The sequence below is a fragment of the Achromobacter sp. E1 genome (assembly GCF_037039475.1).
GTDB classification, from domain to species: domain Bacteria; phylum Pseudomonadota; class Gammaproteobacteria; order Burkholderiales; family Burkholderiaceae_B; genus Achromobacter; species Achromobacter mucicolens.
This window is the reverse complement of sequence record NZ_CP146253.1, coordinates 491,829-504,469: the sequence shown is the minus strand read 5'-3', so window position 1 is coordinate 504,469 and position 12,641 is coordinate 491,829. Positions and strand designations below refer to the sequence as shown.

The 12,641-nt window shown below is 68.0% G+C and carries 8 protein-coding genes; 5 read left to right on the top strand and 3 right to left on the bottom strand.

All coding sequences use genetic code 11. The annotated features are described in order from the left end of the window. Positions 1–49: 49 nt before the first annotated feature. Positions 50–1,087 carry an L-idonate 5-dehydrogenase gene (locus V6V88_RS02280; protein ID WP_338617577.1) on the bottom strand — a complete coding sequence of 346 codons (1,038 nt, stop codon included), beginning with the start codon at positions 1,085–1,087 and terminating at the stop codon, positions 50–52. Continuing rightward, the gene (locus V6V88_RS02275) at positions 1,087–1,809 is read right to left on the bottom strand and encodes a FadR/GntR family transcriptional regulator (RefSeq protein ID WP_338617575.1); all 723 of its coding nucleotides are present in this window, start codon (positions 1,807–1,809) and stop codon (positions 1,087–1,089) included. Before V6V88_RS02275 ends, V6V88_RS02280 begins: the two co-directional genes overlap by 1 nt. A 151-nt stretch (positions 1,810–1,960) precedes the next feature. Here V6V88_RS02275 and iaaH point away from each other — a divergent pair, with 151 nt between their 5' ends. Beyond that, positions 1,961–3,415, top strand: a complete 1,455-nt coding sequence (iaaH, locus tag V6V88_RS02270) for an indoleacetamide hydrolase (RefSeq protein ID WP_338617573.1) — start codon at positions 1,961–1,963, stop codon at positions 3,413–3,415. 43 nt (positions 3,416–3,458) lie between these two features. Here iaaH and metH read toward each other — a convergent pair whose 3' ends face one another. Then, complete coding sequence (gene metH / locus V6V88_RS02265) at positions 3,459–7,232, bottom strand: methionine synthase (protein WP_338617571.1); 3,774 nt, start codon at positions 7,230–7,232, stop codon at positions 3,459–3,461. Between the two features lie 453 nt (positions 7,233–7,685). On the opposite strand from metH, the gene V6V88_RS02260 reads away from it, so the two are divergent. The 4 genes from V6V88_RS02260 to thiD all read left to right on the top strand — a co-directional run bounded on the left by V6V88_RS02260 (position 7,686) and on the right by thiD (position 12,579). Then, positions 7,686–9,731, top strand: a complete 2,046-nt coding sequence (locus V6V88_RS02260; protein WP_338617569.1) for a TonB-dependent receptor — start codon at positions 7,686–7,688, stop codon at positions 9,729–9,731. Between the two features lie 202 nt (positions 9,732–9,933). After that, positions 9,934–10,797: a cobalamin-binding protein gene (locus V6V88_RS02255; protein ID WP_338619539.1), complete on the top strand. Its 864-nt coding sequence runs from the start codon at positions 9,934–9,936 to the stop codon at positions 10,795–10,797. 139 nt (positions 10,798–10,936) lie between these two features. After that, positions 10,937–11,740 (top strand): thiazole synthase, encoded by an 804-nt coding sequence (locus tag V6V88_RS02250; RefSeq protein ID WP_062840242.1) that lies wholly within the window; start codon positions 10,937–10,939, stop codon positions 11,738–11,740. After that, positions 11,737–12,579, top strand: a complete 843-nt coding sequence (thiD, locus tag V6V88_RS02245) for a bifunctional hydroxymethylpyrimidine kinase/phosphomethylpyrimidine kinase (RefSeq protein ID WP_338617567.1) — start codon at positions 11,737–11,739, stop codon at positions 12,577–12,579. The genes V6V88_RS02250 and thiD overlap by 4 nt, the downstream gene beginning before the upstream one ends. The last annotated feature ends 62 nt before the right edge of the window (positions 12,580–12,641 follow it).

Genomic DNA, 12,641 nt, shown 5'->3' with positions numbered 1-12,641 from the left:
GGCTTCCGGCTACAGGAGAGAGGGACGGCCGCGCGAGGCGGCCGCGGAGTCAGAACGTCACCATCACTTTCATCGCCTGGTTGCGATCGCCCGCCAGCGCGAAAGCGTCGTGCACGCGCGCAACCGGCACGGCCGCCGTCAGCAGCGGCGACACATCGATCAGGCCGCGCGCCAGGCAATCCACGGCCATCGCGTATTCGTCCACAAAACGGAAGCTGCCGACGCACGTCAGGCTCTTGACCATGATCTGGTTGAAGGGGCACGCCTCGCTGCTGCCGGACAGCGTACCCACCGTCACGACGACGCCGCGCGGCCGCGCCGCGCGCAGGCAGCTTGCCAGCCCCGCGTAGCTGCCCGACGCCTCGAAGCACACGTCCACCGATCCCTTGCCCGCCGCCAGCGCGTCCAGCGCGTCCGGGCCCGTGGCCGCATTGATGGTTTGCGACGCGCCCACGCGCGCGCACGCCGCCAGCGTCTGGTCCACGATGTCCACCACGATGACCCGGCTGGCGCCTGCCAGCCGCGCCGCCATCAGAATCAGCGCGCCGATGGGACCCGCGCCCACCACCATCGCCGTCTTGCCCAGCAGCGATCCCGCGCTGCGCACCGCGTGCAACGCCACCGCCAGCGGCTCGCCAAAAGCGGCCAGTTCGAAGGACAGCGAATCCGGCACCGGCACGCATTGCCCCTCTTGCACCACCACCTCTTCGCGCATCGCGCCCTGCATGTGCGGATAGCGGCTGGCGCTGCCGAAAAAATGCACGGCCTCGCAATGATTGGAATCGCCCTGCCGGCAATAGCGGCACACCCCGCAGGTGCGCGCCGGATCCAGGGCGACGCGGTCGCCCGGCTTGACGGCCGTCACGGCCGCCCCCACCTCCAGCACCTGCCCGGACGCCTCGTGCCCCGGCGTCAGCGGTTCGCGGATGACAAAATCCCCCACCCGGCCGTGCCGGAAATAATGCAGGTCCGACCCGCAGATGCCGACGGCCTTGACGCCGACACGCACCTGCGACGGCCCCAAGGGCTGCGAATCGGAGGTGTCCAGACGCAGGTCCTGCGCCCCGTGGATCATGCAATTGAGCATCAGCGCCACCCTTGTGCAAATTCGCCGATCACCCGTTCCAGGTGATCGTGCATCGCCAGCCGCGCTTCCTGCGCGTCGCGCGCCACCAGCGCGCCGAAGATGCGCTGGTGATCGGCCTGCGACGCCTGGCGCAACGCCTGCGTATGGAAATGCTGTTCCATCTTTTCCCAGACCGGGCCCCGAGCCTGGTCCCACATCGACGTCACCGTCGCCAGCAGCACGCTGTTGCCCGTGGATTGCGCGATGCACAGGTGAAAGCGCCGGTCGGCCTCGGCGTTGGCGTCCTTGTCCGTCATCCGGTCTCGCATGGCCGTCAGCGCCTCGAAGATGCGGTCCAGGTCCCCGTCGGTGCGGGTGGTGGCCGCCAGCGCGGCGATCTCGGATTCGATCAGGCAGCGCGCGCGCAGCAGCTCGAAGGGGCCGGCGCCCGCCTCCGGCATCGTGGGCGGCCGGCTCGCATCCGGCTCGCAGACGTAGATGCCCGAACCGCCCCGCACCTCCACCACGCCCTGCAGTTCCAACGCAATGATGGCCTCGCGCACGGACGTGCGGCTGACGTCAAAGCGCTCGGCCAGCGCGCGTTCAGCCGGCAGCCGCTGGCCGGCGGCAAATTCGCCCTGCGCCACCAGCGCATGGATCTGCGCGGCCAGCCGCAGGTAACCGCGGTCGGGCGCGGAGCGGCTGGAGGCAACCTCGGGTTTGGCTAGTGAATGCAAAGTCATGGCGCCTTGAATTGGTCTGACCAAATCGTATTTGGTCCACCAATTTTCGCCATCGTGGTTTTCCACTACGCGCGGCGCGGCAGACCTCTCGACAGCCCCCGCGCCACCCCTGTATAGATACGGATCGACCGACAGCCAAGGAATAAGCGCCATGCCCAGCCCGACCGACCAGCCCTTGCCCGCCGACCTGGCGGACCTGACCGTCATCGAGGCGGCAACCCGCATCCGCGAGGGCCGCCTCACCAGCGTTGCGCTGACCGAGGCGTACCTGAACCGCATCGACGCCCGCCAGGACCTGAACGCATTCATCACCGTCGACCGCGACGGCGCTCTGGCGCAGGCGCGCGCCTACGATGCGGCGCCCGGCAACGGCCCCCTGGGCGGCGTGCCCATCGCCATCAAGGACAACATCCACGTCGCCGGGCTGCCGAACACGGCCGGCACGCCCGCGCTCAAGGACTTCCGTCCCGCCGAGGACGCGCCCGTCGTGCAGCGGTTGCGCGAAGCCGGCGCCGTCATCCTGGGCAAGACCAACATGCATGAACTGGCGTTCGGGGTGTCTGGCTACAACACCGCCTTTCCGGGACCGGATGGCGAGGGCACGCGCAACGCCTATGACGCGCGCCTGATCGCCGGCGGCTCGTCGTCGGGCAGCGGCGCGGCGGTGGGCGCGCGGCTGGCGCCCGCCGCGCTGGGCACCGATACCGGCGCCTCGGTGCGCCTGCCCGCCTCAGTGAATGGATCGGCTGGCTTTCGTCCCTCTGTGGGCCGCTACGACGGCGCGGGCATCACGCCCATTTCGCACACGCGCGACACGCCCGGGCCCATCGCCAACGGCATGGCCGACATCGTCGTGCTGGATGCGGTGCTCACGGGCCAGACCGAGCCGCTGGCGCCCCTGCCCCCCGCAAACATCCGCCTGGGGTTGGCCGGCTATTTCTGGGCCGACCTGGACCCCGAAGTCCGGACGGTGGCCGAAGCCGCATTGGACCGGCTGCGCGAGGCCGGCGTGACGCTGGTGGATTTGGAGATGCCCGATCTGCCCGCCGCCAACGCGGCAGTCGGCATGCCACTATGCCTGTTTGAGCAGAAGCCCGACCTGACGGCCTATCTGGCGCGTTATCACGTGGGCGTGAGCTTTGACGAAGTGGTCGCGCAGATTTCCAGCCCGGACGTGAAAGGCATCTTCGACAACCTGATCGTGCCGGGCGTGCTGCCCACGCCGGACGGCCAGGTCCTGCCGCTGCAACCGCTCTACGAACATGCCATCGCAACCGGCCGGCGCGAACTCATCGACGTCTACCGCCGCGCGTTCAAGGAACACGCGCTGGACGGCCTGCTGTTTCCGACCGTGCCTGTCCAGCCGCCCGCCGCCACACCCGAGGCCAGCAGCTTCGAGACCTTCGCGCGCCTGGCGCGCAACGTGGACGCGGGCAGCAACGCAGGCCTTCCCGGCCTGAGCGTGCCGGCCGGGTTGTCGAATCAAGGTCTGCCGGTGGGACTGGAGATCGATGGCCTGCCGGGCGAGGACCGCAAGGTGCTCGCCATCGGCGTGGCCGTCGAAAAGATTCTGGGGCGCCTCGCGGCGCCCCAGTTCCGGCCTTAGCCCCAGCCTGCTCCCGCCTCGGCCGCAGCGGTAGACCGGCGCGTCAGCCCAGGTTGGGCGCCAGCGTGCGCTTCAGGTCTTCGATGCTGCGGCCGCTGCGGCGGGCGTAGTCCTCGAGCTGGTCTTCGCCGATGATGCCCACGTTGAAGTACTGCGACTGCGGGTGACTGAAGTAAAAGCCCGACACACTGGAGGCCGGGTACATCGCATAGCTGTCCGTCAGCATCATGCCGATGTCCTCGCCGTCCAGCACGCGGAACATATCCGTCTTGACCACGTGTTCCGGGCAGGCCGGATAGCCTGGCGCGGGACGGATGCCCACGTACTTCTCGGCAATCATGTCCTCGTTGGACAGGGCCTCGTCGGGCGCGTAGCCCCACAGGTCCTGGCGCACGCGCGCGTGCAGGCATTCGGCAAAGGCTTCGGCCAGGCGGTCGGCCAGCGACTTGAGCATGATGCTGGAATAGTCGTCCAGCGCCTTTTCGAATTCCGCTTCCTTCTTCTCGATGCCCAGGCCGGCCGTGACGGCGAACATGCCGATGTAGTCGAGCTTGCCGCTGGACTTGGGCGCAATGAAGTCCGCCAGCGATTTGTTGCTGACCCCTTCGCGCTTGGCGCCCTGCTGGCGCAGGTTGCGGTACGTGAACAGCACCTCGCTGCGGGTCTCGTCCTTGTAGACCTCGATGTCCTCGTCGTCGACGCTATTGGCCGGGTAGAAGCCCACGACGCCATTGGCGGTCAGCCAGCGGCCCTCGACGATGCGCTTCATCATGGCCTGGCCGTCGGCAAAGACCTTGCGCGCCTGCTCGCCCACCACCTTGTCCTGCAGGATGGCCGGGTACGGGCCGAACAGGCTCCAGGTCTGAAAGAACGGGCCCCAGTCCACGTACTTCGCGATTTCCGCCAGGTCATAGCTCTTAAAGGTGCGCCGGCCGATGAACTTGGGGCGCGGCGGCGTGTAGCTGTCCCAGTCGATCGCCGGCCGCGAGGCGCGCGCCTCGGCCAGCGGCAGGATGGGCGTCGCCTTGCGGTTGGCATGGCGGCGGCGCACGTCTTCGTATTCCTCGGCCAGTTCCGCCAGATAGGCTTCCGACTGGTCGGACATCAGGTTGGTGGCCACGCCCACGGAACGGCTGGCGTCGGGCACGTAGATGACCGGGCCTTCGTAATTGGGCGCGATCTTGACGGCGGTGTGCACGCGGCTGGTGGTCGCCCCGCCGATCATCAGCGGGACCTTGCGGCTGCGGAAGTACTCGTCGCGCTGCATCTCGGAAGCCACGTACGCCATCTCTTCGAGGCTGGGCGTGATCAGGCCGGACAGGCCGACGATGTCGGCGTTCTCTTCCTTGGCTTTTTCAAGGATCTGCGCGCAGGGCACCATCACCCCCATGTTCACGACCTCGAAGTTGTTGCACTGCAGGACCACCGACACGATGTTCTTGCCGATGTCGTGCACGTCGCCCTTGACGGTGGCGATGACGATCTTGCCCTTGGCGCGCACGTCGCCGCCCGCGGCGGCGATCTGGCGCTTTTCTTCCTCGATGAACGGAATCAGGTGCGCCACGGCCTGCTTCATCACGCGCGCGGATTTCACGACTTGCGGCAGGAACATCTTGCCTTCGCCGAACAGGTCGCCGACGACGTTCATGCCGTCCATCAGCGGGCCTTCGATCACTTCGATGGGGCGGCCGCCGCGCGCGGCGATCTTCTGGCGCACCTCTTCGGTGTCTTCCACGATGAAGGCGGTGATGCCGTGCACCAGCGCGTGCGACAGGCGCTGCTCGACCTCGGCATTGCGCCAGGCCAGGTCTTCTTCCTTCTTGGCGCCCGAGCCTTTCACGGTGTCGGCAAACTGCACCAGGCGCTCGGTGGGCGTGCGCTCGTCGGCGGGGTCGGTCTTGCCCACGGGCTCGGGGCGGTCCAACACCACGTCTTCGACCAGGTCGCGCAGCGTGGCGTCCAGGTCGGCGTACACGCCCAGCTGGCCGGCGTTGACGATGCCCATCGTCATGCCTTCCTTGACCGCGTAGTACAGGAACACGGTGTGGATGGCCTCGCGCATCGGCTCATTGCCGCGGAACGAGAAGCTGACGTTGGACACGCCGCCCGAGATGCGGGCATGCGGCAGGTTCTCGCGGATCCAGCGCGTGCCTTCGATGAAGTCCACGGCGTAGTGGTTGTGCTCGTCGATGCCGGTGGCGACCGCGAAAACGTTCGGGTCAAAGATGATGTCTTCCGGCGGAAAGCCTTCTTCCTCGACCAGGATCTTGTAGGCGCGGCCGCAGATTTCCTTGCGGCGCTCCAGCGTGTCGGCCTGGCCAAGTTCATCGAACGCCATCACCACCACGGCGGCGCCGTAGCGGCGGCACAGCCGCGCGTGGTGGCGGAAGGGCTCCAGCCCTTCCTTCATGGAGATCGAGTTCACCACGGCCTTGCCCTGCACGCACTTCAGGCCGGTCTCGATGACTTCCCACTTCGAGCTGTCGATCATGACCGGCACGCGCGCGATGTCGGGCTCGGAGGCGATCAGGTTCAGGAAGCGGTGCATGCAGGCCACCGAATCCAGCATGGCCTCGTCCATGTTGATGTCGATGATCTGCGCGCCGTTCTCGACCTGCTGGCGGGCCACGGCCAGCGCCTCGTCGTATTTTTCTTCGCGGATCAGGCGGGCGAACATCTTGCTGCCCGTCACGTTGGTGCGTTCGCCCACGTTGACGAACAGCGTGTCCTCGTCGATGTTCAGGGGTTCCAGGCCCGACAGGCGGGTCTTGACCGGCACGTCGGGCACGACGCGCGGCGTCAGCGCCGTGACCTTGTCGGCGATCGCGCGGATGTGATCCGGCGTGGTGCCGCAGCAGCCGCCCGACATGTTCACCAAGCCCGCGCGCGCAAATTCCTCGAGCAGCGCCGAGGTGTCGGCGGGCGTCTCGTCAAAGCCGGTCTCGGCCATGGGGTTGGGCAGGCCGGCGTTGGGATACACGCAGACGTAGGTGTCGCAGATCTTGGACAGTTCGGCCACGTAGGGGCGCATCAGCGCCGCGCCCAGCGCGCAATTCAGGCCGATGGTGACGGGGCGAGCGTGGCGCACCGAGTTCCAGAAGGCCTCGACCGTCTGGCCCGACAGGATGCGGCCGGACGCGTCGGTCACCGTGCCGGAGATCATCACCGGCAGGCGGATGCCACGTTCCTCGAAGACTTCCTCGGTGGCGAATATGGCCGCCTTGGCGTTCAGCGTGTCGAAAATGGTTTCGATCAGGACGATGTCGATGCCGCCGTCGAGCAGGCCATTGAGCTGCTCGATGTACGCGACGCGCAGCTCGTCGAACGTGACGTTGCGCGCGCCTGGGTCGTTCACGTCCGGCGAGATGGATGCCGTCTTGGGCTGCGGGCCCAGCGCGCCGGCCACGAAGCGCGGCTTGTCGGGCGTGCTGTACGCGTCACAGGCCTCGCGCGCCAGCTGCGCCGACACCAGGTTCAATTCGTATGCCAGTTCCGGCAGGTCGTAATCGCCCTGGGCGATCGTGGTGGCGCCGAAGGTGTTGGTCTCGATGACGTCGGCGCCCGCTTCCAGGTACTGGCGGTGGATTTCCGAGATGACGTCGGGCCGCACCAGCGACAGCAGTTCGTTGTTGCCCTTGACGTCCTTGCCGTGATCGGCAAAGCGCTCGCCGCGAAAATCCGCTTCGCCCAGCTTGTAGCGCTGGATCATGGTGCCCATGGCGCCGTCCAGGATCAGGATGCGCTTGCCCAGCAGGCGGGCAAAGTCGCCGCCGCGGGTATAGGCTTCGGGAGGGTACGGCAGGCGGGGATACGACACGATCAGGTCCAAATTGGGTTGGCCACGGCAGCGCGGTTGTGGCTAAAAAGCGAAAAACGCTGAAAAAACAAGCCCTGATCGTAACAAAATGGGCCTTCGCGCGCCTCGCGGTGATACAGTTTCGGCCCCGAACCGGTGCTTTCGGCGCAACAGGCTGGGCAAGGACGCAACACTTGCCCGCCGCGTGCGAAAGGTAAACGGGAAACAGGAAGACGCCGCCAACGGGCGCCGCGCCGCCCACAAGGCCGCCGCAGCTGCCCTGCAAGTCCAGCCTGTGCTGCCCCCGCAACGGTCCCCATGCGCGCATCCGCGCCCATGGCAGCCCGATACCGGCCTGTTCGCTCGCCAGGATGCCTGTTCCCCGCCCCGCGGCCTTTCGGCCCGCCCGGCGCGCGGGCATTCTCCCCATCGTGAATGGCCTGCGGGGTCGCGGGTCGCTTCGAGGTTATGTAGATGAAAGCCCGCTCCATCCGGCGCTACGCCGGCGCCTTGCTCTGTACCGCTCCGGCCATTGCCGCCGCCCAGCAGACCGCTTCCCCCGCCCCCGAACTGGACAGCATCACCGTCACGGCGCAACGCGTGCCCACCGACGGCCGCACGCTGCCGGTGTCGATCTCGGTCATCACCGCCGAGGACATCGCGGCCAGCAGCGCCCGCACCATGCAGGACCTGCTGTCCACGCAGTCCGGCATCAACCTGATCAACACCACCAGCTCCAGCGACAACGCCATCGTGGACCTGCGCGGCTTCGGCATCACCGGCGCAAGCAACACGCTGATCCTGATCGACGGCGTCAAGCAGAACACCAACGACCTGTCGGCGCCCAGCCTGGGCGTGGTGCCGCTGGACCAGGTCGACCGCATCGAAATCGTGCGCGGCAGCGGCTCCGTGCAATACGGCGGCGGCACCACCGGCGGCGTGATCAACATCATCACCAAGTCCGATTTCAAGAAGGAACCGGTGTCCGCCCGCGCCACCGCCACCTTCGGCAGCTACGGCCTGCGCCAGTACGACGCCGCCGTCTCGATGAACAACGAGAAGGTGGGCGTGGACGCCTACATGCAGTCGCTGCACAGCGACGGCTACCGCGACCACAGCGGCGAGCGCCGCGAGGGCGGCGGCGGCGGCATCACGTTCCGCCACGACGACGGCTCGATCCGCCTGTACGGCCGCACCACCACGCAGAAGCTGGAACTGCCCGGCCCGCGCACGATCAACCCGTTCACTGGCGTGAACGAATTCCAGGACGATCCGCGCGGCGCCAAGAACGACGTCGACTACGTCAAGACCACCACCACCACGTTCGGCCTGCAGCTTGAACAGGCCATCGGCGCCGGCGTGCTGTATTCGGACCTGTCGACCCGCGAAAAGAAGCTCAGCGGCGTGACCTATGACGGTTTCGGCGACACGCTGCGCGACCAGAAGCTCGAAGAGAACATCGCCAGCGTGCGCTACCGCCTGCCGATCAACGGCGGCCACAGCGTCGTCTTCGGCGCGGACGCGCAGGAAGCCAAGACCACCGCCGACCAGAACGCCTACTACGACTTCGAACCCTCGAAGTGGCAATCGCGCCAGCACCAGTACGGCCTCTTTGCCGAAGGCCAGATCCGCGCCACCGACAGCACCTACATCACGGCGGGCGTGCGCCGCCAGTACGCGTCCGACGACCTGGAAGTGATTTCGGGTTCCGGCACGGCGTCTGATCGCAGCAACCACCTGACCGCCTGGCAGCTCGGCGTGCGCCAGGATCTGGCCAGCGGCTTCGGCGTGTACGGCAAGATCGGCCGCAGCTTCCGCCTGCCGAACGCCGACGAACTGCTGTCGGTCCAGTCGCCGCTGGCGCCGCAGACCTCCACCGACAAGGAAATCGGCGTCACGTGGCAGTCGGCATCCAGCAGCGCGCGCCTGTCGTACTTCCGCTACGACCTGACCAACGAGATCCAGTACAACCCGCTGGCCGACGGCCTGTGGGGCCCGGGCACCGGCGCCAACACCAACCTGGATCCGACCCGCCGCCAAGGCGTCGAACTGGAAGGCCACACCGCCCTGTCCAACAGCGTGAGCCTGGACGCCAACGTGACGTGGATGCAGGCGCAGTTCCGTTCCGGCACCTACGCCGGCGTGGACCTGGCCGGCAAGACCGTGCCGCTCGCCCCGAAGTGGCTAGCCAACGCCGCCGTCACCTGGCGCCCCACCGACGCATTCCTGTGGAACGTGTCGGCGCAATACGTGGGCAAGTCGCGCATGGACAACGACCAGGCCAACCAGTTCGACAAGCAGCTGGATGCGTACGTGCTCTTTAACACCAAGCTCGCGTACAAGTTCACCCGCAACATCGAAGGCGCCGTGGGCGTGAACAACATCTTCGACCGCCAGTACGCCACGTACGGCATCCGTGGCGGCAACGCCTCGTTCGAAATGCTGGGTCCCGTCGCCAACTACAGCCTGTACCCCGCTCCCGGCCGCAACTTCTACGCGTCGCTCACGCTACGCTACTGATTGCCGCCTGACGGCCCGGGCCTGCCGGCATTGCGCCTTTCTTGAGGCGCAGATTCCGCGCAGGCCCTGCCCCGCGTTTATGCCCACCCGACGGAGCCGCCGCATGACTTCCCATCGCGTCCTGACGACCGCCGGACTGCCGCGGCACCGGGTGCTGAAACTTGCGCCGAAACGGATCGCGAAGCCGGCCTGGATACTGGCGATGGTGTGGGCGCCAACGTTGGCGCTGTCTGCCCTGCCGGCCCACGGCGCGCCTGCCATCCAGGTGCAGGACGACCGCGGCCGCGCCGTCGCGCTGCAGGCGCCCGCCCGGCGCGCGGTCACGCTGGCGCCCCACGCCACCGAACTCGTCTACGCCGCGGGCGCCGGCGGGTTCATCGTGGGCACGGTGCTGGGCAGCGACTACCCGACCGCCGCCCGCGCGCTGCCCATCATCGGCGACGGCACGCAGCCCGATGCCGAGCGCGTGGCCGCCGCCCGTCCTGACCTTCTGATCGCCTGGCAACCGTCTGCCGCCGAACCGCTGGCGCGCGTGATGGACAAGCTGGGCGTGCCCGTGTTCTACAGCGATCCGCTGACGCTGGACGCCATCCCCGGCGCGGTCGAGCGCATGGGCAGGCTGTTCGGCACCGAGCCCGTGGCGAACGCCGCTGCCGCGGACATGCGCGCGCGGCTGGCGGCCCTGCAGGCCCGCTATGCCGGCCGGCGTCCGGTGCGGGTCTTCGTGCAGGCCGGCCTGGATCCGATCTACACCCTGAACAACGCCAGCATCGTCAGCGATGCGCTGCGGCTGTGCGGCGGCGTCAACGTCTTCGGCCAGGCGCCCATCGTGGCGCCGCAGGTCACGCTGGAAGGCGTGCTGGCGGCCCGGCCCGAGGCCGTGCTGGCCGGCGTCTCGCGCCGCGAGGACACGCAGGCAAACCTGGCCGCCTGGCAGGCGATGGGCCTGCCGGCCGCGCGCCAGGGCCACGTCTACGGTGTCGACGCCGACGCGCTGTACCGGCCCGGCCCGCGGCTGATCGACGCGGCCGAGACCCTCTGCGCCGACCTGGACCGGGTGCGCTGACGCGCGCATTCCGCAATTAGTGGAACGCGCCGGCCAGCGCCCCCGCCCTGCCATCCGGCGTCCTGCTTTATCATTCGGCATCAGTCAGCCAGTCCCCGCGGGCCTCGCATCGTGCGCGCCCGCCCTTTGAAGCACCGCCATGACCACACAAGACACGCTCACCATCGCCGGCCGCGCCTATTCGTCGCGCCTGCTCGTCGGAACCGGCAAGTACAAGGACTTCGAACAGACCCGCGCGGCCCTGGACGCCAGCGGCACGGAAATCGTCACCGTCGCCATCCGCCGCACCAATATCGGCCAGAACGCCGGTGAACCGAACCTGCTGGACTACGTCCCCACCTCGAAGTTCACGCTGCTGCCCAACACCGCCGGCTGCTACACCGCCGACGACGCCGTGCGCACGCTGCGCCTGGCCCGCGAACTGCTGGACGGCCACGACCTCGTGAAGCTCGAAGTGCTGGGCGATCCGCACACCCTGTTCCCCAACATGCCAGAAACGCTCAAGGCCACCAAAACGCTGGTCGATGAGGGCTTCAAGGTCATGGTCTATTGCACGGACGATCCCATCCAGTGCCGCATGCTGGAAGACATGGGCGCCGTGGCCGTCATGCCGCTCGCCTCGCTGATCGGTTCGGGCATGGGCATCCTGAACCCCTGGAATCTGCGCCTCATCATCGACCAGGCCCGCGTGCCGGTCGTGGTCGACGCCGGCGTGGGCACCGCGTCCGACGCCGCCATCGCCATGGAACTGGGCTGCGACGCCGTGCTGATGAACACCGCCATCGCCGCCGCGCGCGACCCCGTCCTGATGGCCAGCGCCATGAAAAAGGGCGTGGAAAGCGGCCGCGAAGCCTTCCTGGCCGGACGCATGCCCAAGAAGCTGTACAGCGGCGCGCCCAGCTCGCCCACCGAAGGCCTGATCACCGGCGGTCCCGCCAAATGAACTCGCGCCAGCCGGCCGCCAGCGGCCGTCCCATCCCCAACGCGCTGACCATCGCGGGCGTCGACCCGTCCGGCGGCGCCGGCATCCTGGCCGACGTCAAGGCCATGAGCGCGCTGGGCGCGTATGGCTGCGCCATCATCGCCGCGCTCACCGCGCAGAACACGCAGGGCGTCACGGGCATCTCGCCGGTGCCGCCCGCCTTCGTCGGCCTGCAGATCGACACCCTGTTCGCCGACGTGCGCATCGACGCGGTCAAGATCGGCATGCTGGGCCAGCGCCCGGTCATCGAGGTCGTGGCGGAAAAGCTCGCCAAATGGACGCCGGCGCACATCGTGCTGGATCCGGTCATGGTCGCCAAAAGCGGCGACCTGCTGCTGGAGAACGATGCCGTCGGCGCCATGCGCGAAGCCATGCTGCCCCTGACCACCCTGCTCACGCCCAACCTGCCCGAGGCCGGCGTGCTGCTCGAAGAGCGCCCCGTCGAGACCGTCAAGGAAATGCGGCGCGTGGCCGAGCGCCTGCGCAACAAGCTGGCGCATTCGGGCGAGCGCTGGGTGCTGGTCAAGGGCGGCCACCTGCCCGGCAGCGAAACCATCGACCTGCTGCACGACGGCGACCGCATGATCGAACTGCCCGGCCATCGCATCGACACCGCCAACACCCACGGCACCGGCTGCACGCTGTCGGCCGCGCTGGCGGCGCTGCTGCCGCAAATCGGGGACGTACCGGAATCGGCCAAGCGCGCCAAGGCCTACCTCACCGAGGCCATCCGCCACGCCGAGCGCCTGTCGGTCGGCTCGGGCCACGGCCCGGTCCACCACTTTCACGGCTGGTGGTAGGCACGCCGTCACAGGACGCTACGAATCGGTACAATGGCCCGTTGATTCCTCTGTTTTTTCTG

Bases quoted from the DNA above. Each gene is read 5' to 3' on its own strand.
- V6V88_RS02280 (WP_338617577.1), bottom strand. From the start codon at position 1,087: ATGCTCAATTGCATGATCCACGGGGCGCAGGACCTGCGTCTGGACACC.
- V6V88_RS02275 (WP_338617575.1), bottom strand. From the start codon at position 1,809: ATGACTTTGCATTCACTAGCCAAACCCGAGGTTGCCTCCAGCCGCTCC.
- iaaH (WP_338617573.1), top strand. From the start codon at position 1,961: ATGCCCAGCCCGACCGACCAGCCCTTGCCCGCCGACCTGGCGGACCTG.
- V6V88_RS02260 (WP_338617569.1), top strand. From the start codon at position 7,686: ATGAAAGCCCGCTCCATCCGGCGCTACGCCGGCGCCTTGCTCTGTACC.
- V6V88_RS02255 (WP_338619539.1), top strand. From the start codon at position 9,934: ATGGTGTGGGCGCCAACGTTGGCGCTGTCTGCCCTGCCGGCCCACGGC.
- V6V88_RS02250 (WP_062840242.1), top strand. From the start codon at position 10,937: ATGACCACACAAGACACGCTCACCATCGCCGGCCGCGCCTATTCGTCG.
- thiD (WP_338617567.1), top strand. From the start codon at position 11,737: ATGAACTCGCGCCAGCCGGCCGCCAGCGGCCGTCCCATCCCCAACGCG.